Source organism: Streptomyces sp. NBC_00820 (assembly GCF_036347055.1).
In the GTDB taxonomy this organism is placed as follows: Bacteria; Actinomycetota; Actinomycetes; order Streptomycetales; family Streptomycetaceae; genus Streptomyces.
On sequence record NZ_CP108882.1, the window covers coordinates 3,683,648 to 3,705,922 of the forward strand.

The following is a 22,275-nucleotide window of genomic DNA, read 5'->3' on the forward strand; positions in this document are numbered from 1 at the left end:
CGCGAAAGGTCGTGGTGGGGCGGATGCCGGCGGCGAGGCGGAGGCCGCTGGAAGGGCGGAGGCCGGCGGCGAGGCGGACGTCGGCGGCAGGGCGGAACGGCCGTACGGCTGAGGGGAATCGACTTCATGGGGTGGTGGCAGCTCAACGCGGACACGCTGGCCCGGAGCCGGTTCGTCATCTCGCCGCTCGCCGAGACCTTCGCGAGCCTGAAGCTGCTGCACGCGGGCGCCGGTACGCATCCCGGTGAGCAGGTGTGGCTGCGGGACCATCTGCCCGGATACCGGGCGCTGCTCGCGGGCGACCCGGTGACGGCACGGCTGGTGCGGGCGGGGCTGGGCCGGGAGTGGATCGCCGACTTCCTGACGCCCGCGCCCCGGGGCGGCGAGGACTTCGCCGTCGAGGTCGCCCGGATACGGGCGGTCCGCCCCGCGGCGGCCCGGGCGCAGCTGCGGGTCTCCCTCGCCGGGCCGCTCCCCGCCGTGCTGGACCGGGAGGACCTGCCCGAGCGGGCGGCCGTCCTGCTGGAGTGGGTGTGGGAGACGACCGTACGGCCGTACTGGGAGCGGCGCCGGCGGGTGCTGGAGGCCGACGTGATGGCGCGGACCGCTCAGGTGAGCCGGGCGGCTGGGCCGGTGTGCTGGACTCGCTGCGGCCGGGCGGGACACGCTGGCTCGGGGGTGACCGGTTCCAGGTGAACCTGCACGAGTATCCGCCCCGCGAGATCTCGGGTGCCGAGCTGTTGTTCGCGCCGGTGACCGCACAGCGGCACGGCTGGGTGTCCTGGGAGGAGCGGGAGCGGTACGCCGTCGTCTACCCCTGCGCCGGAGTCCTGGCCGGCCACGGCGACCGCCCCGTGCCCGCGAGCCTGGGCGCGCTGCTCGGCGAGTCCCGCGCCGGGGTGCTCGTGCTGCTCGACTCCCCGCTGAGCACCACCCAGCTGACGGCCCTGACCGGGCAGGGCCTGGGGTCGGTGGGCCGGCACCTGAAGGTGCTGCGGGACGCGGGCCTGGTGACGCGGTGGAGGGACGGCCGGTCGGTGCTGTACGCGCGGACGGCGGCGGGCGAGGTGCTGGTGGAGGCCGCGACGGGAGGCAGGGCGGAGGAGCACCGCCCGGACGGGGCGACGCGCGCGGCCGGGGCGGCACGGGCGGACGACGGCAGCTGAGGCGGCGGCCGCGGGCCGGACCCAGCAGCAGCGCCGGCACCGGGGGACGCCGCCCGAACGGCCCTCTACGGGCAGCCGAGGGCTGGCGAGGGCATCCGAGGGCCGGCGAGCACCGACCGCAGGGCCAGAGAGCGCCAGGGCGGCAGCGACAGCGACAGACAGCGGCAGCAACAGCCAGAAAGGCGCCGACCGCAGGGCCGGAGCCGGGACGGCGGCCGTCGATGCCCGCCGGTCGCGGGGCCAGGGCCTGGGCCTGCGCCTGCGCCTGGGCCGGGGGCTGGGCCGGGGGCGGCGCGGGGATGGGCGTGGCCGGAGTTAGCATCCGCTCATGACGACTACCGACCACAACAACGGCTCCGTGCTGGACGTCGAGATCGGGGCCCTCCAAGGAGGCTCCGCCGAACTGGCGCAGTACGCGGGCAAGACCGTACTGATCGTGAACGTGGCTTCCAAGTGCGGGCTGACCCCGCAGTACTCGGGGCTGGAGCGGCTGCAGGAGCGGTTCGCCGGGCAGGGGTTCACCGTGCTCGGGGTGCCCTGCAACCAGTTCCTCGGGCAGGAGCCCGGCACCGCCGAGGAGATCGCCGAGTTCTGCTCGGCGACGTACGGCGTGACCTTCCCGCTGACCGAGAAGGCCGAGGTGAACGGCGAGGGCCGGCACCCGCTCTACGAGCGTCTGGTGGGCTTCGCCGACGGCGAGGGGCACACCGGTGACATCCGCTGGAACTTCGAGAAGTTCCTGATCGGCCCCGACGGGCAGGTCGTGGCGCGCTTCTCCCCGCAGACCGAGCCGGAGTCCGCCGAGATCGTGGCGGCCGTCGAGGGCCTGCTCGGCTGACCGGAGTGGCCCGTTTGACCTTGCCCCAGGGGCAGGGGTGAGCGTCCCTGTCACCGGGCGGAAAGAGCCGCCCGGTGACGGAGGATGACATCGTGGACGAGGAGCTGCTCACCATCGGCGCGTTCGCCGCGCGCTCCCGGCTGTCGGCCAAGGCGCTGCGGCTGTACGACCGGCTCGGCCTGCTGGCCCCGGCGTACGTCGACGCGGTCAGCGGCTACCGCTACTACCGCGCGGGCCAGGTGGAGCGCGCCCGTCTGGTCGCGCTGCTGCGGCAGCTGGACATGCCGCTGGCCCGGATCGCCGAGGTGGTCGGGGCCGAGGGCGACGAAGCGGCCGAGCGGCTCAGCGCCTACTGGGCGGACGTCGAGGCCCGGGTGGCCGGGCAGCGGACCCTCGCCGCGTACCTCCGTGGACGGCTGTCGGGGAGGAGCTTCGAGATGTACGAGGATTTCGCGGTCGAGACGGTGGACGTGCCGGCGCGGGTGGTGATCACCGAGTCGCGGCACACGCTGGCGGACGAGCTGCCGGCCTGGATCGGCGCGTCGCTGGGCCGGCTGGAGGCGGCGGCCCGCGCGTGCGGGGGTGTCACCGGGGCGCCGTTCGTCGTCTACCACGCCGAGGTGTCCATGGAGAGCGACGGACCCGCCGAGTCCTGCGTGCCGGTGGCCGACGAGGCGGCTGCCCGGGCGTGGGTGGCGGAGCACGGCGGGCCGTGGGCCACGCGGGTGCGGCTGGAGCCTGCGGCCCGGCTGGCGTACACCAGGATCACCAAGGCGCGGGTGGCGCATCCGCAGATCCTCGCCGCCTTCGAGGCGGTGGAGCAGTGGGTGGCGCGGGAGGGGCTGGAGGCCGCAGGGCCCTGCCGGGAGGTGTACTTCGCGGACTGGGGCGCGGCCGGGGCCGAGGACCCGGTGTGTGACGTGGCGTTCCCGGTACGTCACCCCTGACGTACCTCGCCCCGTTCCCCGCGGGGCTCCCCGGCGGCTTTGCGCCGGGTGAGCCCCGCGGGGACGAGCCGAGCCCCCTCGGCAAGGACGGCGACTGGTCGAGAGGGCTCCGCGGGTGGTGCTTGTGCAGTTTTCGTCGAGCGTTTACGGCGCAAGGTCGGGGAGGTCCCCCTAGGCCTTGACCGAGGCCACGAAGGCGTTCCACGCCTCGGCGGGGAACGCCAGCGTCGGGCCCTCGACGTCCTTGGAGTCGCGTACGGCGAGTGCCGTGACGATGGGCGACTTGACCTCGACGCAGGCGCCGTTGCCCGCGGAATAGGAGGACTTCATCCACGTCTCCGAAGCGCCCTGAATCAGTGCCATGTCCACTCCTGTTGCGAGTTGCGGTAGTGCGGTTCACGCCAACCGTGTCGGCTGATTGGCGTGATCGACGCTACCGCTCAACTGCCCCTCGCGGAGTAGCCGTTCACTCAAGCGGATGGCATATTCCGGAGGTTCCTTCCGCCTGAGCCGACCGCCCTGTACGATCCGGCGCTTTCCGTCCCTCGGCTCAGTCGGCGTACTTCTTGGCGACCTCGGCGATCAGGTGCCGGGACTGCTCCACGTTCAGCGACTGCGCCCGCAGGTGCTCGTACATCACGGCGTACTTCTGCACGTCAGGCGCCTTCTCCAGGTACAGGTCGCTGGTGACGCCCTCCAGGTAGACCACGCTGGAGTCGGCCGCGTCGGCGAACTCCAGGATGGCGTACTGGCCGTTGAGCCCCGGATGGGCGCCCACCTCGAAGGGGAGCACCTGCACGGTGACGTGCGGCAGCTGGGACATCTCGACCAGGTGCTCCAGCTGCTCCCGCATCACCAGTTTGCTGCCCACCTCCCGGCGCAGCGCGGCCTCGTCCAGCACCACCCAGAGCCGGAGCGGCCCGGCATCGGCGGTGATACGTTCCTGTCGCCGCATACGGACCTGCACGCGCTTCTCGATCTCGGCCGTCGAGGTCTCCGGCAACGCGCCCTGCACCAGGGCCTCCGCGTAGGCGCGGGTCTGCAACAGACCGGTCACCAGCTGGGGTTCGTACACGCGCAGCGACTCCGCGTCGGTCTCCAGGCCGATGTACACGCTGTACGGGATGTCGCCGAACGTGTGCCACCAGCCCTGCTGACGCGAGTCGCGGGCCATCTCCATCAGCGAGTCGACGATCCGCTGGTCCTCGACCTCGTACACCCCGCACAGGTCGCGCACATCGCGCTGGCTGATGCTTCTGCGGCCGTTCTCCAGCCGGCTGATCTTCGACTGGGACACGAGCAGCCGCTCCGCGACCTCTTCGGCCGTCATGCCCTTGAGCTCACGGAGCCTGCGCAGCTCCTGACCCAGCCGGCGCCTCCTGACGGTGGGATTGACATTGGACGCCACGGGACGTGCACCTCCGGCTGCCTGCCTGTTTCTGACACTTTGCGTATCTGCTGCTGAGCAGACTGCCACCAAGGCACTTCGTACCGCTGGGAAACGGTGGATATGCGGCGCGTACGCGCCAGTTAGGGCACATATCGCACACACGCGAAAGCGGTCGAGCGGGGCGGCGGGACCCCGAAGGTCCCACCGCCCCGCTCGAACCAGCGTCTCCCGTACCGGCTTTGGACTCCGGACCGGTGCAGGGCACCGGCCTGATCCCGGGCACCGGTCGTCCGGGCCCTGGGCTCCGCCGGCCCGCGGTTCAGTGCGCCACGGCACGCTCCATGGGGCTGTGGTGCTGCTGCATCGGCACCACGTGCGCGGGCTCCGCCGCGGCCGCCCTGACTCCGGGCACGCCGGGTCCGCCGGGCCCACCGGGCCTGCCGGGTGCCGCCGGCCCGCGCCGAGGCTGTGCGCCAACGCCGTTCTGCACGTCCATGACGGCGTGTGCGACCAGGCCGCCCATCGGGTCGTGCCGGATCAGATCCCGCAGCCGGGACCGGGACGAACGCCCCTCGTTCCCCGGATACAGGTGCTTGCCGAGACCGACTGCGTGGGCCAGCGCGGCGAGCGCCGCGGTCCGCGGGTCCGGCGGTACGCCGGTGCGGATCGCGGAGTCCAGCCGGGATCGGATCTCCCGGCTGATGGCGGTGTCCGTCGCCTGGTACCGCGTCGTCGGCAGCACCCCGCACATCTGGCCGGCCACGGCGGCGACCATGCCGCAGCGTTCCAGATGCGAGAGATAGGTCTGACGCAGTCCTAGTCGTGGCCCGCCGATCCAATGGACGGCCCGTACCGGAGCGCCGCGCCTTCGCAGCAACTCCAACGCGCAGTCCAGAGTCGGATCTCCTGTCGGCCGTGGCACCACCACGGCGATACGATCCCCGTCTGGGGCTATCCGTCCGGCCAGCGCCAGCTCCACTAGCTGTGCACCGGCCAGACCGAGGTCGAGCGACTGCGGCTGTGCAGTGGTACCCGTGGCCGGGTCCAGTGCCAGCAGCAGAAGCTCCTCCGGAATTGTTCTGCGGCTCCTGCCCATCCATGCCTCCCCGCGTGGATGAATGACAGGGTGACGCCTCTCACATTCATCTGTCGAGGGTGCGTGACCACTTCGTGAGGGAACCGGCAGGTATGTCGTTCTCGTCTACCGCAGGGGCCAGGCTCTCACACAGGACACTGGTACATGGTTCGGACAGGGCGCGCGAGTGCGCGTGCGGCGCATGGAGGAGGCATCGGTGGCGGGCGAGTCCCCCGACAGGTCGAAGCAGCACGAGTCGTCGGCGGAACGGAAGTCGGGGAGCGGGGGTTCGGTTCCCGAGGCTCGCGATCCGCGGCCGTCGGTCTCCCGCGAAAAGGATTCCTCAGGTGTCGCGGCTGACACGGCGACGAAGGTCCTGACGATCCGGGACACCAAGTCCGGCGACAACGACGCCGACCTTCGCGAGGCAGTCTCGTCCTGGGTCCGCTCGGCGAAGACGCCCAACTCCGAGGCGGACGCGGCCAAGTCGGACGCCGAGGAGCCGAACGGCCCCGGGACCGGGGACGAGACCCCGGACGCCGCGGCCGAGGACGCGAAGACCACGGACGAGGCCGCGCCGGCGACGCCCGACAAGGAGCCCGAGGCCGAGGACTCCGCGGAGGCCACGTCCGAGGACGAACCGGAGCCCGCGGAAGCCGCCGAGGCCGCCGAGACCGCCGAGACCGCTTCGGAGCAGGACGAGCCGCGGGACACCGCCGAGGCCGGGAACGGCTCCGCAGCGGCCCCCGAGGCCGGGCAGCGGGCGAAGACCGCCGGCGGTGACGCCCCGGAGCAGGTGGACGAGGCCGAGCCCGACGCCGACACCGAGGAGACCGACGCCGAGGCCGCCGAGCCCGAGGCCAAGGCCGAGCCCAAGTCCGAGCCCAAGGCCGAGCCCAAGGCCGGAGCCGAACCCAAGGCCGGAGCCGAACCCAAGGCAGAACCCAAGCCCGAGGCGCGGACCATAGGCGACGGCAAGGACGCGGATACCGCCGACGACGCACCGGCGGCCGCCGACGGCGAGGACACCCCGCAGGGGTCACCCGCACCCGACGGCGAGCCCCGCGCGGATGATGCGGGCCCGGACACGGACGCCGAAGGCGAAGCGACCACCGAAGGCGAAGCCGAGGCGGCCGCGGAAGAGACCGCGGACGCGCCCCCCGTCGATCACCCCACCACCGTCTTCAAGGCCGTACGCCCCAAGAAGCCGGAAGTCGACCAGCCGACGACCATGCTCAAGCTCGGGGCGAAGCCCAAGTCCCCCGAGCCCGCCAAGGCGGACACGAAGACGGACGCGGACGCGGACACCCCCACGCCCGATCCCGAGCGCACCAGCAGGTTCGTCGCGCTGAAGCCCGACCTCAGGCCGGCGCCCCCCGCCAGGCCCGCGGACGCGACCCGTCCCGTCCCCCAGGTCGGCCCCGAGCGCACCACGCAGCAACCGCTGCCCCCCAGGCCCCCGCTGGACCTGCTGGCGGAGCTGACGAACACGCCGCCGCCCCCGGAGACGCCGGTCCGCACCGCGGTCCGGCGGGTCAAGATCTGGACCCCGCTGGTCCTGCTCCTGGCGGTCGTCTTCGCGGTCGTACAGAACTTCCGGCCGCTCCCCCAGCCCACCCTCTCGCTCACCGCGAAGGACAGCTACACCTTCGACGGCGCGAAGGCGGACATCCCGTGGCCGGCCTCGGGCCAGGCCGCTCTCGACGTCCAGGGCATCGGCACCTTCGGGTCCTCCGGCGAGCAGAAGCCCGTGCCGACGGCGAGCGTCGCGAAGGTCATGACGGCGTACGTCATCCTGCGCGAGCATCCCCTCAAGAGCGGTGAGGCCGGACCGAAGATCAGGATCGACAAGCAGGCCGAGCAGCAGTCGGACGCGGGCCAGGAGTCGACCGTCCGCGTCACCGAGGGCGACCACATCTCCGAGCGCGAGGCGCTGGAGGCGATCCTCCTGCCGTCCGCGAACAACGTGGCCCGTCTCCTCGCCCGCTGGGACTCGGGCTCGGAGAAGGCGTTCGTGACGAAGATGAACGCCGCCGCCAAGAAGCTCGGCATGAGCAACACCACGTACACCGACCCCTCGGGGCTCACGGACTCGACGGTCAGCACCGCCGTGGACCAGGTGAAGCTGGCCAAGGCCGCGATGGAGATGCCCGCCTTCCGCGAGGTCTCGGCGATGATGTCGTACGACGACTACAAGGGCGTCAACCACTCGAACTACAACCGCCTGGTCGGTCACAACAACGTCGTCGGCATCAAGACCGGCACCACCACCTCCGCCCTCGGCAACCTCGTCTTCGCGGCGAAGCAGGAGGTGGGCGGCGAGACGCGCCTGGTCATCGGTGCCGCGATGCGCCAGCCCGCCGGCGGCTTCGACAACACGATCATCAGCGGTGTCCTGGACGCGGGCGACAAGCTGATCCGGGCCGCCCAGGGCGCGCTGAAGTCGGCGACGATCCTGAAGAAGGGCGATGTCGTCGGGTACGTCGACGACGGTCTCGGCGGCCGCACCCCGGTCGTGGCCACGCAGGACGTCACGGCGGCCGGCTGGTCCGGCCTGAAGGTGAGGCTCTCCTTCGCCTCCACCCCCGTACCGCACACCGCCAAGGCCGGCACCAAGGTCGGAACGCTCACCGTGGGTGACGGTTCGGCCGGTGCGGTGAAGGTTCCGGTGGCCCTGCGGGACGATCTGGCCGAGCCCGGCTTCTCGGCCCGGCTGACCCGTCTGGGCTGACCCGTCCGGGCCGATCGCACCGCCGTCGGCCACCACCGCTCCGCCCGCGCACCCCGTCGCGGAGCCCCCACCCGGGGGCTCCGTGGCGGGGTGCGTGCTAGCGTCACGAATCGGGGCAGGTCGCCGGTCACGGGACGGGCCGCGAGCTGAACGAGAAGCGGCCGGGAACAGCGTGGGACACGGTCGAGAACAGAAGACGGGACACACGGGGAGTGCCTTCAGGTGGCCACAGCCGAGCCGACGCGCGCCGACGACGCCGACCCCGATCGGGGGCCCGGCCCGCGAATACACCCATCCGCGACGGACACGGACGGTAATCGCGCACCGCGCGAGAACCGCACGGACCGCCGGAGCGCCACGCGTACCCACGCGACCGCCGTCACCCCGGCCCCGGCCCCGGCCCCGGCCTCCGCGGACGGGGACAGCGACGCGGACGCGGACAGGGACGCGGACGGGGACGGGGACGGCCGTACCGGCGCGCACGACCATGGCACATACACCGGCGTGCCCCTCTGGCTCGTCCGCGCCCGCCTCGCCGCCGAACCCCTTCGGCAGACGTTCCTGAAGTACCCCGTGCTGTCCGTCACCGCCCTCGCGGCCGTGCTGCACGTCATCTGGTTCTTCACGTTCGCGAACAGTGGCGGCGACCTCGCGGCGCAGGACGCCTGGGCGGAGTTCGTCGGGCGGCACCCGGACTCGGCGTACAACCTCGCCTGGTACGGGGGCATGCACCCGGTGTCGTACAGCGTGGTGTCGCCGTATCTGATGTCGGTGCTCGGCGTCCGTACGACGATGATGATCGCCGGGACCGTCTCGGCGGGCCTGCTGACGCTGATCCTGGTCCGCGGGCGGACGGTGCGGAACCCGCTGGGGGCCACGCTCGCCGGGGTCTTCGCGCTGCTGTGCAACGCGGTGTCCGGGCGGGTGACGTTCGGGCTCGGCACGATGTTCGCGCTCGGCTCGGTCGCGGCCGTCTTCTGCTGGCCGTACCGGTGGCGGTTCAAACGCTGGGCGAAGGCTCTGACCGCCGCCCCGCTCGCGGCGCTCGCCACCATGTCCTCGCCGGTCGCCGGGCTCTTCGTGGGACTGGTCGCGGTCGCACTGTTCCTGCAGAAGCGGCGGCCGGGCGCGTGGGCGCTCGGTCTCGCGCCCGCGGCCGTCGTGGCCGTCTCGGCGTGGCTGTTCCCGTTCTCCGGCACGCAGCCGATGACGTTCGGCTCGGTGATCATGCCCCTGCTGTACGGGCTGCTGTGCGTGTTCCTCGTGCCGAAGCAGTGGGTCACCGTCCGGCTGACGGCGGGCGTCTACAGCCTGTCCGTGGTCCTGGTGTGGCTGATCAGCTCGCAGATCGGCTCGAACATCTCGCGGCTGCCGATGCTGTTCGCGGGCGTCGCGCTGGTCGCCGCGCTGCCGTTCACGGTGCCGCGCTCGCGCAAGTGGTACGCGACCGTGCTGGCCTGTCTGGGCTTCACGGGCTGGATCGGCTTCAAGTCGGTCGACGACATCATCCACACGACCCCGACACCGTCCTGGGCCCTTGAACTGGCCCCGCTGGTCCACGAGCTGCAGCGGGCCGGCGCGCAGAAGGGCCGGGTCGAGGTGGTCCCGCCCCGCTCGCACCGCGAGGCCTCCGCGCTCGCGCCGTACGTCAACCTGGCGCGCGGCTGGAACCGGCAGGCCGACATGGAGCGCAACCCGCTCTTCTACGACGACACGCTCAACTCGGCGAACTACCACGCGTGGCTCCAGCGGTGGGCCGTGCACTTCGTGGTGCTGCCGAAGGACGACCCGGACGGGGACGGCGGTGAGCGCGAGCGGGCACTGGTGCGGCGCGGGATGCCGTATCTGACGCAGGTCTGGGGCGACGCCAACTGGCAGCTGTTCCGGGTGACCGACCCCGCGCCGCTGGCCGAGCCGAACGCGGTCGTGGACCGGGCCGAGCAGGGCGAGATGACGCTGGAGGTGCGCGAGGCCGGGCGGGTGGTGATCAGGATTCCGTACTCGCCGTGGCTGAGCATCGTGGACGAGCAGGGCAGGAGCCTGGAGCCGCCGCAGGAGACGCCGGCGTCCAAGCGCCGGGCCGAGGACGCGCCGAAGACGTACGACAACGTCAACGGGTGTCTGACGGAGACGCCGGAGGACGCGCAGGGGGACAGGTGGACCGTGCTGCTGGCGCCGAAGGCGGGGACCTACCGGCTGGCGGCGCCGTACCAGCTGCCGCGGGGCACGCCGTGCCCCGAAGGGCTGGGCTAGCCTCGGCCACACCCCGATTGCGTTCATGTCCGTGAACTGAGGTCATCAAAGCGAACATCTTTACTTCCTCTTGACCTTCCCCTTCCTTGCCGCGTGTCCATGTTCGAAACCAGAGTTCACATTCCTGACCCTGGTGCGAACGCTGGAAGGGGAGACATGAACGGTCTCGACTGGGCCGTACTCATCGGCTACTTCGGTGTGATGGTCGCGATCGGCGTCTGGTCGCACAAGCGCGTGGACAACGTCAGCGACTTCTTCACGGCCGGCGGCAAGATGCCCTGGTGGCTCTCCGGCATCTCGCACCACATGTCGGGCTACAGCGCGGTGATGTTCACCGGGTACGCGGGCATCGCGTACACCTACGGCGTCACCTCGTTCGTCACCTGGTCCTTCCCGATCGCCCTCGGCATCGCCATCGGCTCCAGACTCTTCGCGCCGCGCGTCAACCGGCTGCGGTCGCGGCTCCACGTGGCCTCTCCGCTGGAGTACCTGAGGAACCGGTACAACCTCCCCACCCAGCAGGCGCTGGCCTGGTCGGGGATGCTGCTGAAGATCGTGGACGTGGCGGCCAAGTGGGCGGCGATCGCGACACTGCTGTCGGTGTTCACGGGTGTCTCGCTGAACCAGGGCATCCTCATCACGGGCGCGATCACCGCCGTCTACTGCACGATCGGCGGCCTGTGGGCGGACGCGCTGACCGAACTCGGCCAGTTCGTGATCCAGTTGCTGGCCGGTGTCTCGATGTTCGTCGCGGTCGTGCTGAAGCTGAGCGACAAGAACATCGGGTTCCTCGGGGCCTGGGACGAGCCGGCGCTGCACGGGCACGGCAAGCCTCTGGTCGGGCCCTACGGAACGGTCTTCCTCCTCGCGTTCCTCTTCATCAAGCTCTTCGAGTACAACGGCGGCATGCTCAACCAGGCCCAGCGCTACATGGCGACGGGCAGTGCGCGCGAGGCCGAGCGCTCGGCGCGCCTGTCCGCGCTCCTCTGGCTGGTCTGGCCGGTGGTCCTCTTCTTCCCCATGTGGATGTCCCCGCTCCTGGTGCACGCGCAGAAGCCGGACGGCTCGGACTCCTACGGGCTGATGACGGAACAGCTGCTGCCGCACGGGCTGCTGGGGCTGGTGATCGTCGGCTTCTTCTCCCACACGATGGCCATGTGCTCGTCGGACGCGAACGCGATCGCGGCGGTCTTCACGCGTGATGTGGCGCCCGTGGTGTCGCGGCGGGCGCGGGCGTGGGGCGAGCGGTCGGGGCTGCTGGCGGCCCGGGTCACGACGGTCGTCTTCCTTGCGCTCTCCATGGCGGTGGCCACGCAGGTCAGCTCCCCCACGTTCAAGGACATCATCACGGTGGTCATCAAGTGGGTGGCCGGTCTCATGGGGCCGATCGCCATCCCGATGATGCTGGGGCTGCTGCGGCCGTTCCGCCGCTCCGGTCCGACGGCCGCGCTCACCAGCTGGGCGGCGGGGCTGCTGGCCTTCTGGCTGGTCAACTACCCCATCAACTGGCAGGTCGACGGGGGAGTTCCGCTGCAGTACCAGGTCTCCGTGCCGCTGGCGGTCTCGCTGGTGCTGTACGTGCTGATCGGGTACGTGAAGCCCGAGGACACGCCGGAGCGGGTGGCTGTGATCGAGCGGATCAACACGGATGGGGACGGGGTCGCTGCGGTGCCGGCGCCTTCGGGGGCGGGGGACGAGGTTCGGGGGGCGCAGGCGCGGGAGTAGTGGGCGGGGAGCGCCGTTGGGGTGCGGTGGTGTGGTGGGTGCGGGTCCGTGGGGGCTTGTCGCGCAGTTCCCCGCGCCCCTGAGGGGGTTGTCGGGGGCCTCGGCCTCGGGGGGGCAGGGAGCCTGACTGGGGGGTGGCTTTCCCCTGCGGGTCCGTGGGGGCTGGGCGCGCAGTTCCTCGCGCCCCTGAGGGGGTTGGCGGGGGCGTTGGCTTCGGGAGGCGGGGGGAGCCTGACGGAGGTGGCTTTCCCCCTGCGGGTCCGTGGGGGCTTGTCGCGCAGTTCCCCGCGCCCCTGAGGGGGTTGTCGGGGGCGTTGGCTTCGGGGGGCGGGGGGCCTGGCGGGGGTGGTTTTGCCCCCTGCGGGTTCGTGGGGGCTGGGCGCGCAGTTCCTCGCGCCCCTGAGGGGGTTGCCGGGGGGTGGGGTCAGGCTCTGGGGTAGCGGGTGAGCCAGGCTGGGGAGGAGCCGGCGGGGCCGTGCAGGGCGGGGCCCTGGGTCATTTCCATGGCGAAGTCGTCCGCGAGTTCCAGGAGGGTGGGGCGGCCCTCCAGTTCGGTCAGCCAGGCCGGGGGGAGGGCCGTCTCGCCGTGCAGGGCGCCCAGGAGGCCGCCGGTGAGGGCGCCCGCCGCCGCGCTGGGGCCGCTCTGGTTGATGGACAGGCACAGGCCGTGGCGTACGTCCTCGCCGACCAGGGCGCAGTAGACGGAGGCGGCGAGGAGGCCGTCGGCCGTGCCGTCCCCGGCGAGTTCCTCGACGCGTGTCGGGGTGGGCATGCCCTGGCGTACGGCGCCGAGGGCGTGCTGGAGGGCGCCGGCGACGGGCTGGTACCCGGGGCGGCCGGCGAGGAGGACGAGGGCGCGCTGGACGGCGCCGTCCAGGCTCTCGCCGCGCGCCAGCCCGTGGACGATGACGGCGTACGCGCCCGCCGCGAGGCAGGAGATGGGGTGGCCGTGGGTCTGGGCCGCGCACTCGATGGCCAGTTGGAGGACGAGTTGGGGCTCCCAGCCGACGAGTAGGCCGAAGGGGGCCGAGCGGGCCACCGCCTCCGGGCCGAGTTCGCCGGGGTTCTTCGGCTTCTCCAGGGTGCCCATGGTGTCGTCGCCGAAGCCGATGAGCAGCGAGCGGGTGGGATCGCGGCGGGCGTACAGCCACTCCTCGCGCGCCAGCCAGCCGTCTTCCTTGCGGCGCTCGTCCGGTCCCCAGTCCCGCTGGGTGGCGGCCCACCGCCGGTACGCCCGGTGCACGTCGGTCGGCGGGTGCCAGGCGCCGGTGTCGCGGCGCACCTGTGCGCGGATGAGGCCGTCCACCGTGAAGAGGGTGAGCTGGGTGTGGTGGGTGACCGTGCCGCGCCGCCCGTGCCCGTAGGCGAGGTCCAGCAGGCCCTCCCCGCCGCAGGACGCCCTGATCTCGTCCAGGGCGAGCGCGTCCACCGGCCCGCCCAGCGCGTCCCCGAGGGCGACGCCGAGCAGGGTGCCGCGCACCCGGCTGCGGAAGTCCTGCTGTTCGACACGGCCCCAGACGGCACCGGTTGTCGCACTCACCCAGACCTCCTCGCGGCACCGTCCGTACGTACGTACGACGGGGAGCACTTTGACGTGCTCCCCGGCCTAAAGTCCAGGGATTCCGGCCTGGGTCGTCCGACCCAGAGTCTCGGTAATCGACCAAGGACGGTCGGTTCACGGGGGCAAATCGACCCCACCAGGTCATTCCCGCCCAGCTATGAGCGCAATGCCCGGTCGAGATTCCGCCCGGGAGCGGAACCGCGAGGGGCGACAGCGGCCGGGCAGGGGGCCGGCGGTACGTCGCAACATTGCAGACGCAGAAGCAGGCACAGTCGCAGACACCGTCGCGACGGTGACGATGGCGGTGACTGCGTACGGCGCACCGTCCCCGCACGTCACAGCCCCGGCCGCCGCGTCGAGGTCGCCGTGGCCGGCACCGGCGCCACCCGGACGGAAGTCCCGGGCTTCGCCGCTCACTCCGCGTAGCGTGCCTGGACGGCGTCCCGGGTCGCCGCCACCGTCGCCAAGCGGGGTGCGATGCGGGCTCGGTCCGCTCCGGGGGCGGTCATGAGCTCGACGAGCGCGTCGGCCAGCAGGGCCAGGCCGTCCCAGGGCGGCTCCGCGGCCAGCAACTCGGCGAGTGCCGCGTCGGCGACGCTCCACTCACCCACGGCACAGCCCACGAGGCACTGGACGAACGGGGCGTGGAGGTCGGCCTGATCCAGCAGCCGTGGCGCCTCCCGCCACAGTGGTTCCGCCGTGCTCGCGCCGTGCGCCCCGGTGACGGCCAGGGCGAGACAGACGGCACCGGCGAGGGGGTCCCGTACGCGCATCCGCTCGGCTTCCCGTCCGGCCGCCGCCCACTGCCGGGTGTGCCGGTAGGCCTCCGCGCGCTGTTCCTCCAGGACTTCCCCCGGGAGCCCCGAGCGGTCGGCCTCCGCCAGCCGTGCGTGTGCTTCCGGCCATCGGCCGCACCGCATCAGCAGATCCACGGCCTGACCGCGGGCCCAGTCCACGCTCACCTCCAGGGCGACGCACCGGTCCAGGTCGGCCAGGGCCCGCTCCGTGCGGCCGGTCTCCAGGGCGGCCGGCGCGCGCTGGGTCAGCGCCCAGCCGTACTCGGGGTCCAGGGTCAACGCGCGGTCCAGGTGCCGGAAGGCGTTCGGGTAGTCCCTCAGTCCGAGGTGGACGGCGCCCAGGACGGCCAGCGTCCAGGCGTCGTCGGGATCCAGTTCCCGCGCACGCCGGAGGAAGGGCAGCGCCTCCTGGTACCGGCCGGCGCGCCGGTGGGCGTCGCCCAGCTCGGTGTGGATCCAGTCGAGGTCCGGATCCGCCTCGACGGCCAGCCGCAGATCGGCGAACATCCCTTCCTCGTCGCCCAGTTCCCGCTTGCACTGCGCCCGGTGCCCCAGCGCCCAGGAGTAGCCGGGGACGAGCGCGATCGCGCGGTCGAGGTCCGCCAACGCCTCTTCGTGGCGGCCCAGTTCACGGCAGGCCACACCACGGCTCGCCAGGGCCGAGGCGTATTCGGGTTGCAGCTCGACGGCCCGGCTCAGCTCGGTGACCGCTTCCTCGTACCGGCTTGCCAGCCGGTAGGCGTCGCCTCGCTCGGACGCCACCCAGGCCGACGACCCCGCGAGGGAGACAGCCAGGTCGAGATCCGCGAACGACTCGTCCAACTCCCCGCGGGCGCGCCGCAGTCGCGCTCTGCGGACCAGTGCCCATGTGTAGGTGCCGTCCAGGGCGAGAGCCCGGTCGAAGTCGGCCAGCGCTTCGTCCAGTCGTCCGAGCGCGTGCCGGCAGACCGCGCGGCACGCGAGCGCGTAGGAGTCCGCCGGGTCCAGGGCTACGGCACGGTCGAACTCCGTGCCGGCTTCCTCGAACCGTCCGGCCATGCGATAGGTCTCCGCGCGCTCGCCGAGGATCTCCGCGTCGTCGGGGCACAGCGCGTCCGCCCGGTCGAGGTCGGCCAGCGCGGACGGGAAGTCGGTCAGCGACTGGTGAGTGGCGCCGCGGCCGTAGTACAGAAAGGCGAGGTCGGTGTCCGGCAGGGCCGCGCGCTCGCTGAGCGCCACCGCCCGGTCGTATTCGGCCAGTGCCCGCCGGTACTCGCCTCCCCTGCGCAGCTGCCTCCCCTTGAGGCCGTGCGCCAGCGCTCGCCCGGAGGTGTCGAGCCCGGGGCGGGACAGGAGCAGGTCCACGGCGCTGATCATCCCCTGCTGGTCGTCCGCGAGTGCGTCCCGGAGCCGTCGGCCCCAGTCGCGCAGCTCCGCGTCGTCCGCCGCGCCGCCCGCCTCCTCCAGCATGCGGGCCCAGCGACGGCCGTCCGCCTGCTCCCAGCGGCAGGCCTCGATCACGGTCTTCAGCGCCCCGGCCAGTTCCGTGCGCGGCCGGGCGCACAGGAGGTGGTACGCCTGCTCCAGGCGCAGTTCGCGCCACCGCTTCTGCTGCCACACCTCCACCGGGGGGATGCCGTCGGCGGCCTCCCCGCACCAGCGGCCGTAGATCGCCGCGAGCCCTTCGTGGCGTTCCCGCCACCCCTGGGGAGAGCGTCGGCGCAGCAACCGCAGCATCGTCTCGCGCACCAGGTCGTGGTAGCGCGGCCGGTCGCCCCGGTCGTCCACGAAGGAGAGTCCCCGCAGCCAGGTGAAGAGGCCCTCCGACTCCTCCTCCGTGCTGTCCACGGCCGCGCGGAACACGTCCATGTCCAGCCCCCGGGGCAGGGCGCAGGCGAGTGCCACCGCTCGGCGTACCGGATCCCGCTCCCACTTCAGGAAGCGTTCGACCGCCGTCGCGCTGGGGTCGCCGATGCCGTCGAGGTCGGCGGGGCGCTGTTCGGCCAGCGTCGACACCAGCAGGGGCAGTCCTCCGGTCAGCCGCAGGACCTCCGCCACGACCGGCTCGGCCACCACGCCACGGTCGGCGAGCAGCCCTCGCGCCTCCGCCTCCGTGAACGGCCCGAGCGGCACCTCCGTCATGAAGTCCGCGAAGCCGCCCCAGCGGGCTGTGTCGAAGGGGTGCTGTCCGGCGGTGACCATGACCACGTTGGACGGCAGGGCGCCGTACTGGTCGGTGGTCATGAGGTCGTGCAGCCAGCTGTCGAGAACCGGCCCGGTCCGCTCGTACGTGTCGAAGAACAGGATGATCCACGGCACGCCGGCCGCCACGTCCGCCAGCTCGTCCAGCAGCTTGGGGGTCAGCGCCCGTTCGGGGGACAGCACCAGCTGGACGTCGTCCTGGTTGCTGAACCGCGCGCTCAGTCCGCGGCGCAGCCGGTCGGCGTACTGGCTGAGCTGGGCCGGGTCGACCGCGCCCACGAACGGTCCGGCGCCGGGGATCAGCCCCAGGCCCGCCAGTCCGGCCCGGACGGCGGTGGTGGTCACCGGCGACGGGGCGTCCGGTGCGGACTCGAGTCCCGCGGCCACGGCTTCGGCCTCGTGCCGGCGCTCCCGGTACGACGCCAGCGCGCGATCGAGTTTCCTGAACTCGTGTCCCTGCCGGGCGCATTCGCGGCTGATCACCGCCAGCGCCTCCGGCACGCTGCCCGCGCCCTCGTCCACGTAGGCCGTCAGCGCGCCCCGGTCCCGCGCGGTCTGCTCCAGCTCCCGGACCAGGAACGTCTTGCCGACGCCCGCGTTGCCGTGGATGTGGAAGAGGAAGCGGTGGCGTTCGTCCTCGGGCGGAAGGTCCAGGTTCTCCCGGAACGCGGCCCGTTCGTCGCTCCGGCCGACGAACCCGGCCCGTCTGCGCCGTCCGATCAGTTCCTGCATCGACGGCCGTCCCTGTGTCATCAGCCTGCCCTTCCCCCGACGCCGGCGCTCTCATTCTGGCGCAATGCACACGCGAGAACTCGGCTTCCCGCAGGGAGAATTGATCCATGACCACCACCCCCACCGACATCACCAGCCCCGCCGGGACCACGCGCCGCACCGGCCTGTCCCTGGCCTCGGGAGTGCTCACGGGCATCCTCGCCCTCTACATCGCCCTGGTCGCGCTCGGGAACATCACCGACTACGGCACGAACCAGCAGTTCGTCCGGCATGTGCTGGCGATGGACACGACGTTCGGGGACGACGACCTGATGGGCCGGGCCATCACCGGCACCGGGCTCCAGGACGCCGCCTACGACGCGATCATCGTGTGGGAGTCGGTGGCGGCCGTCGTCCTCGTCTGGGGCACCCTGCTGTGGATGCGCCGCCGGCACGAGCGGGCCCGGCGCGTGTCCACCTACGGCCTGCTGATGCTCCTGCTGCTGTTCGGTGCCGGATTCATCGCCATAGGCGGCGAGTGGTTCGCCATGTGGCAGTCGAAGACCTGGAACGGGCTGGACGCGGCGACCCGGGTGTTCCTGCTCGCCGGAGTGGCCCTGATCGTCAACCAGTTGCCGGGCGGCGGGCAGCCGCCGCGGGGCAACGACTGACCGCTACGCGACGACCGCCACCGGGGTCTTCACGTCACCGAAGGCCCACAGCGCGGCGCCGTCCGCCTTGTGGAGGCGGATGCCGCCGGTCTGCACGCCGTTCGTGGGCGGCGGCGAAGAGCCGTCGATGGCGTTGGAGAAGGCGACGTTCGCGCCGTTCGACGCCAGGGTGAAGTACAGAAGGTGCTCGACCGCGACGCCGTCGGAGCCGGTACCGGCCGGTGTGCGCAGGGTGATGGAGTACCGGCCCGGCTGCGGGCCCACCGCGCCCGGCCACACGGTGAAGGTGCGGGTGGCCTTGCCGGTCGCGTCGACCATCCACACCCGCTTCTCACCGAGCGAGTAGACGATCCGCCGGCCCGTGCCGGACTGCTCGGGCAGTGCCGGTGCGGCCGGCGGCGCGGGGGCGGCCGACGTGTGTGTGCGAGGCGACGCGGTGGACGAGACCGCGGGCCGCGGTGTGACCACCGCGGCCGCGGGATGCGCCCCGTGGTTCGCCTGTATCGCGAGGGCTATGACGGCGGCGGTGGCCCCCACCGTCAGGCCGGAGACCCAGGCCCACGAGGGCAGTCGGGCAGCCACGGGTACGCATCTCCTCCGCTATGAGTCCCCCGTCTCAGCGTCGGGGTCGGATCATCGTACTCAGTCCCCGCTCAGTCCAGGACAGGGAGCAGGTCAGGGAGGTGCCCGTCAGAGGCGGCCGCCGCCCGCCGGCGCTCCTCGGGCACCTCGCCGTACAGCGTGGTGCGGGGTTTCGCGGGCCGTCCGGCCGCCTGCGCCACCGCCTCCAGGTCCCGGACCGACTTGTACGAGCCGTACGACGAGCCCGCCATCCGCGAGATCGTCTCCTCCATCAGCGTGCCGCCGAGGTCGTTCGCGCCGGAGCGGAGCATCTCCGCCGCGCCCTCGGCGCCCAGCTTCACCCAGCTCGTCTGGATGTTGGGGATGTGGGGGTGCAGGAGGAGGCGGGCCATCGCCGTCACCGCGCGGTTGTCCCGCATGGTCGGGCCCGGGCGGGCGATGCCGGCCAGGTAGACGGGGGCGTTGGTGTGGATGAAGGGCAGCGTCACGAACTCGGTGAAGCCGCCCGTGCGCTGCTGGATGCCGGCCAGGGTGCGCAGGTGGCCGAGCCAGTGGCGGGGCTGGTCGACGTGGCCGTACATCATCGTGGAGGACGACCGGACACCCAGCTCGTGGGCCGTGGTGATGACCTCGATCCAGGTGGCCGCGGGCAGCTTGCCCTTGGTCAGCACCCAGCGGACCTCGTCGTCCAGGATCTCGGCGGCCGTGCCGGGGACGGAGTCCAGACCGGCCTCCTTGGCGGCGGTGAGCCACTCGCGGATCGACATCCCGGTCCTGGTCGCGCCGTTCACGACCTCCATCGGGGAGAAGGCGTGGACGTGCATCCCCGGGACGCGCTCCTTCACCGCCTTGGCGATGTCGAAGTACGCCGTGCCCGGCAGGTCGGGGTGGATGCCGCCCTGCATGCACACCTCCACCGCGCCCACGTCCCATGCCTGCTGGGCGCGGTCGGCGACCTGGGACAGGGAGAGGGTGTAGGCGTCCGCGTCGGTGCGGCGCTGGGCGAAGGCGCAGAAGCGGCAGCCGGTGTAGCAGACGTTGGTGAAGTTGATGTTGCGGGTGACGATGTAGGTGACGTCGTCGCCGACCACCGACTTGCGGACGTCGTCGGCCACTTGGCACAGCGCGTCCAGCGCCGGGCCGTCCGCGTGCAGCAGGGCGAGGGCCTCGGCGTCGGTGAGCCGGGTCGGGTCGTCGGCGGCGGTGCGCAGCGCCTGGCGTACGTCCGTGTCGATCCGCTCGGGGACCATGCCGGGTGCCGCCGCCTCGCGCAGGGCCGTCCAGTCGCCGTACACCTCGTCGAAGTCGTCGCGCCGGTCGGTCGTACGGCCCTCGGTGTCGATCGAGGCGTGCAGGTCGGTGCGGCCGGAGGCGGTGAAGACCTCCTCGGGCTCCTGCCACGGCCGGCCCTCGACGACCGCGTCCGCGCGCGCGAGTCCGGTCTCCGGGTCGGCGAGCGCGGCGACGTGCGGGCGCAGGCGCGGGTCCAGCCAGGGCTCGCCGCGGCGGACGAACTCCGGGTAGACGCAGAGGCGTTCGCGCAGTTCGAAGCCGGCCGCGCGGGAGCGCTCGGTGAGGTCCTCGATCTGCGGCCAGGGGCGTTCGGGGTTGACGTGGTCGATGGTGAGCGGGGAGACGCCGCCCCAGTCGTCGATGCCGGCGCCGATGAGCCGCTCGTACTCGCCCTCGACGAGGTTCGGCGGGGCCTGGAGGCAGGCGCTCGGGCCCATGATGTGCCGGGCGAGGGCGACGGTGGCGACCAGCTCGTCCAGTTCGGCGTCCGGCATGCCGCGCATCGCCGTGTCCGGCTTGGCGCGGAAGTTCTGGATGATCAGTTCCTGGACGCCGTGGTAGGCGCGGGCGACCTTGCGCAGCGCGAAGAGGGACTCGGCGCGCTCCTCGTAGGTCTCGCCGATGCCGATCAGCAGGCCGGAGGTGAAGGGGACGGAGGACCGGCCGGCGTCCTCCAACACCCGCAGCCGTACGGCCGGTTCCTTGTCCGGGGAGCCGTGGTGGGGGCCGCCGGGCTCGGACCAGAGGCGGGTCGCGGTGGTCTCCAGCATCATGCCCATGGAGGGCGCGACGGGCTTCAGGCGCTGGAAGTCCGTCCAGCTCATCACGCCCGGGTTGAGGTGGGGCAGCAGGCCCGTCTCCTCCAGGATGCGGATGGAGATCGCGCGGACGTAGGCGATGGTGTCGTCGTAGCCGTGCGCGTCCAGCCACTCGCGCGCCTCCGGCCAGCGGTCCTCGGGCTTGTCGCCGAGGGTGATGAGGGCTTCCTTGCAGCCGAGGGCGGCACCCTTGCGGGCGATGTCCAGCACCTCGTCCGGGGACATGAACATCCCGTGTCCGGCGCGGCGCAGCTTGCCGGGGACGGTGACGAACGTGCAGTAGTGGCACTTGTCCCGGCACAGCCGGGTGAGGGGGATGAAGACGCTCTTCGAGTAGGTGATGACGCCGGGCCTGCCGGCCGCGTCCAGCCCCGCGTCCCGCACCCGGGCAGCGGACGCGGTGAGGTCGGTCAGGGCCTCCCCGCGGGCCTGGAGCAGCACCGCGGCCTCGGCGGCGTCGAGCGCGACGCCGTCCCGCGCACGTTTGAGGGCGCGACGCATGGAGTTCTCGGTGGGGCCGGTTCCGGAGGTCGCGGAAGTCGTCATCCCTCGAGGATACGGGCGGGTTGATCAGCGCCGGAGGGACGGAGGGACGGTTGCGGCGGCCCTGACCGGCCCCCCTCCGCGCCCTCCGGCGCCGTGCCCTCGCCCGCGGGGGCCCTACGGGGTGTCGCCGGCCACGAGGGGACCGTACGCGTCCAGTACGCGCAGGACGTCCGCCTCGCCCGCCGGGGGAAGCTGGACGACGACCTCCTCGATGCCCAGTTCGGCGAGGCGGTCGAGCTTGCCGGGGGTGGGACGGACGGCGTACGGGACGACCTGGAGGGCGGCCGGGTCGCGGCCCGCGTCGGCCCACACGGCCCGCAGGACGGGCAGCGACTCGGCCAGGCCGTGGCCGCCGATCGGCAGCCAGCCGTCGGCGTACTCCGCGATGTGCGCGAACAGCTTGGGCCCGGCGGCACCGCCGATCAGGGTGCGGGGGCCGACGACCGGACCGCGCGGCTTCTGCGCCGGCTTGGGGTACGCGTGGCTGGCCCGCACGCTGCCGTACGGCCCCTCGTGGCCGGTGGGTTCCTCCGCCCACAGCGCCCGCATGAGGGCCATGCGGTCGCGGATCAGCTCCCGGCGGGTGCGCCACTCGACGCCGTGGTCGGCGGCCTCCTCCACGTTCCAGCCGTAGCCGACGCCGAGGGTGAAGCGGCCGCCGGAGAGGAAGTCGAGGGTGGCGATCTGCTTGGCGAGGCCGATCGGGTCGTGCTGGGCGACCAGCGTGATGCCGGTGCCGACGCCCAGCCGCTCGGTGACGGCCGCGGCCTGGGCGAGCGCGACGAAGGGGTCGAGGGTACGGCAGTACTCGCGCGGCAGCTCGCCGCCGGCCGGGTACGGGCTGGTCCGCTCGACGGGGATGTGGGTGTGCTCGGGCACGTAGAGCCCGGCGAAGCCGCGCTGCTCGAGTTCGCGGGCGAGCGGCGCGGGGGCGATGGTCTCGTCGGTCAGGAAGATGGTGACTGCGATACGCATGGGTCATCTGTACCC

14 protein-coding genes and 1 pseudogene are annotated in these 22,275 nt (G+C 72.4%); 7 read left to right on the top strand and 8 right to left on the bottom strand.

Annotation, left to right across the window (positions count from 1 at the left end):
• Window positions 1-126 precede the first annotated feature (126 nt).
• The 3 genes and pseudogenes from OIB37_RS16645 to OIB37_RS16655 all read left to right on the top strand — a co-directional run bounded on the left by OIB37_RS16645 (window position 127) and on the right by OIB37_RS16655 (window position 2,951).
• Window positions 127-1,166: pseudogene (locus tag OIB37_RS16645) on the top strand (ArsR/SmtB family transcription factor).
• Between the two features lie 328 nt (window positions 1,167-1,494).
• Window positions 1,495-2,004, top strand: coding sequence for a glutathione peroxidase (locus OIB37_RS16650; RefSeq protein WP_330458386.1), 510 nt, complete (start codon window positions 1,495-1,497; stop codon window positions 2,002-2,004).
• A gap of 74 nt (window positions 2,005-2,078) precedes the next feature.
• The gene (locus tag OIB37_RS16655) at window positions 2,079-2,951 is read left to right on the top strand and encodes a MerR family transcriptional regulator (protein WP_330458387.1); all 873 of its coding nucleotides are present in this window, start codon (window positions 2,079-2,081) and stop codon (window positions 2,949-2,951) included.
• A 171-nt stretch (window positions 2,952-3,122) separates the two neighbouring features.
• On the opposite strand, the gene OIB37_RS16660 is transcribed toward OIB37_RS16655, so the two are convergent.
• The 3 genes from OIB37_RS16660 to OIB37_RS16670 form a co-directional block, all read right to left on the bottom strand.
• The gene (locus tag OIB37_RS16660; RefSeq protein WP_330458388.1) at window positions 3,123-3,314 is read right to left on the bottom strand and encodes a DUF397 domain-containing protein; all 192 of its coding nucleotides are present in this window, start codon (window positions 3,312-3,314) and stop codon (window positions 3,123-3,125) included.
• 187 nt (window positions 3,315-3,501) lie between these two features.
• The gene (locus tag OIB37_RS16665; RefSeq protein WP_330458389.1) at window positions 3,502-4,359 is read right to left on the bottom strand and encodes a helix-turn-helix domain-containing protein; all 858 of its coding nucleotides are present in this window, start codon (window positions 4,357-4,359) and stop codon (window positions 3,502-3,504) included.
• Window positions 4,360-4,660: 301 nt separating this feature from the next.
• The gene (locus tag OIB37_RS16670; RefSeq protein ID WP_330458390.1) at window positions 4,661-5,437 is read right to left on the bottom strand and encodes a GOLPH3/VPS74 family protein; all 777 of its coding nucleotides are present in this window, start codon (window positions 5,435-5,437) and stop codon (window positions 4,661-4,663) included.
• 181 nt (window positions 5,438-5,618) lie between these two features.
• Between OIB37_RS16670 and OIB37_RS16675 the strand changes: the two genes are divergently transcribed.
• The 3 genes from OIB37_RS16675 (at window position 5,619) to OIB37_RS16685 (ending at window position 12,125) form a co-directional block, all read left to right on the top strand.
• Complete coding sequence (locus tag OIB37_RS16675) at window positions 5,619-8,147, top strand: D-alanyl-D-alanine carboxypeptidase (protein ID WP_443058160.1); 2,529 nt, start codon at window positions 5,619-5,621, stop codon at window positions 8,145-8,147.
• Between the two features lie 222 nt (window positions 8,148-8,369).
• On the top strand, window positions 8,370-10,400 hold the full coding sequence (locus tag OIB37_RS16680) for an MFS transporter (protein ID WP_330458392.1): 2,031 nt from the start codon (window positions 8,370-8,372) through the stop codon (window positions 10,398-10,400).
• A 156-nt stretch (window positions 10,401-10,556) separates the two neighbouring features.
• Window positions 10,557-12,125 carry a sodium:solute symporter family protein gene (locus OIB37_RS16685; RefSeq protein ID WP_330458393.1) on the top strand — a complete coding sequence of 523 codons (1,569 nt, stop codon included), beginning with the start codon at window positions 10,557-10,559 and terminating at the stop codon, window positions 12,123-12,125.
• Between the two features lie 424 nt (window positions 12,126-12,549).
• Here the strand turns inward: OIB37_RS16685 and OIB37_RS16690 are convergent, their stop codons facing one another.
• Both OIB37_RS16690 and OIB37_RS16695 read right to left on the bottom strand, forming a co-directional pair.
• Window positions 12,550-13,665 carry an ADP-ribosylglycohydrolase family protein gene (locus OIB37_RS16690; protein ID WP_330458394.1) on the bottom strand — a complete coding sequence of 372 codons (1,116 nt, stop codon included), beginning with the start codon at window positions 13,663-13,665 and terminating at the stop codon, window positions 12,550-12,552.
• 434 nt (window positions 13,666-14,099) lie between these two features.
• On the bottom strand, window positions 14,100-17,396 hold the full coding sequence (locus OIB37_RS16695) for a tetratricopeptide repeat protein (protein ID WP_330458395.1): 3,297 nt from the start codon (window positions 17,394-17,396) through the stop codon (window positions 14,100-14,102).
• Window positions 17,397-17,503: 107 nt separating this feature from the next.
• On the opposite strand from OIB37_RS16695, the gene OIB37_RS16700 reads away from it, so the two are divergent.
• Entirely contained in the window at window positions 17,504-18,046 is a 543-nt protein-coding gene (locus OIB37_RS16700) for a DUF2165 domain-containing protein (RefSeq protein WP_330458396.1), read from the top strand.
• Window positions 18,047-18,049: 3 nt separating this feature from the next.
• Here the strand turns inward: OIB37_RS16700 and OIB37_RS16705 are convergent, their stop codons facing one another.
• The 3 genes from OIB37_RS16705 to OIB37_RS16715 all read right to left on the bottom strand — a co-directional run bounded on the left by OIB37_RS16705 (window position 18,050) and on the right by OIB37_RS16715 (window position 22,260).
• The gene (locus OIB37_RS16705) at window positions 18,050-18,628 is read right to left on the bottom strand and encodes a hypothetical protein (protein ID WP_330458397.1); all 579 of its coding nucleotides are present in this window, start codon (window positions 18,626-18,628) and stop codon (window positions 18,050-18,052) included.
• Between the two features lie 71 nt (window positions 18,629-18,699).
• Complete coding sequence (locus OIB37_RS16710; RefSeq protein WP_330458398.1) at window positions 18,700-21,285, bottom strand: bifunctional FO biosynthesis protein CofGH; 2,586 nt, start codon at window positions 21,283-21,285, stop codon at window positions 18,700-18,702.
• A gap of 114 nt (window positions 21,286-21,399) precedes the next feature.
• A complete protein-coding gene (locus OIB37_RS16715) occupies window positions 21,400-22,260 on the bottom strand; it encodes an LLM class F420-dependent oxidoreductase (RefSeq protein ID WP_330458399.1) in 861 nt (286 codons plus the stop codon).
• Window positions 22,261-22,275 lie beyond the last annotated feature (15 nt).

What these genes read in the sequence shown, in the direction of transcription:
- OIB37_RS16650 (WP_330458386.1), top strand. Translation starts at nt 1,495, where the DNA reads ATGACGACTACCGACCACAACAACGGCTCCGTGCTGGACGTCGAGATC.
- OIB37_RS16660 (WP_330458388.1), bottom strand. Translation starts at nt 3,314, where the DNA reads ATGGCACTGATTCAGGGCGCTTCGGAGACGTGGATGAAGTCCTCCTAT.
- OIB37_RS16670 (WP_330458390.1), bottom strand. Translation starts at nt 5,437, where the DNA reads ATGGGCAGGAGCCGCAGAACAATTCCGGAGGAGCTTCTGCTGCTGGCA.
- OIB37_RS16675 (WP_443058160.1), top strand. Translation starts at nt 5,619, where the DNA reads ATGGAGGAGGCATCGGTGGCGGGCGAGTCCCCCGACAGGTCGAAGCAG.
- OIB37_RS16685 (WP_330458393.1), top strand. Translation starts at nt 10,557, where the DNA reads ATGAACGGTCTCGACTGGGCCGTACTCATCGGCTACTTCGGTGTGATG.
- OIB37_RS16695 (WP_330458395.1), bottom strand. Translation starts at nt 17,396, where the DNA reads ATGCAGGAACTGATCGGACGGCGCAGACGGGCCGGGTTCGTCGGCCGG.
- OIB37_RS16700 (WP_330458396.1), top strand. Translation starts at nt 17,504, where the DNA reads ATGACCACCACCCCCACCGACATCACCAGCCCCGCCGGGACCACGCGC.
- OIB37_RS16710 (WP_330458398.1), bottom strand. Translation starts at nt 21,285, where the DNA reads ATGACGACTTCCGCGACCTCCGGAACCGGCCCCACCGAGAACTCCATG.
- OIB37_RS16715 (WP_330458399.1), bottom strand. Translation starts at nt 22,260, where the DNA reads ATGCGTATCGCAGTCACCATCTTCCTGACCGACGAGACCATCGCCCCC.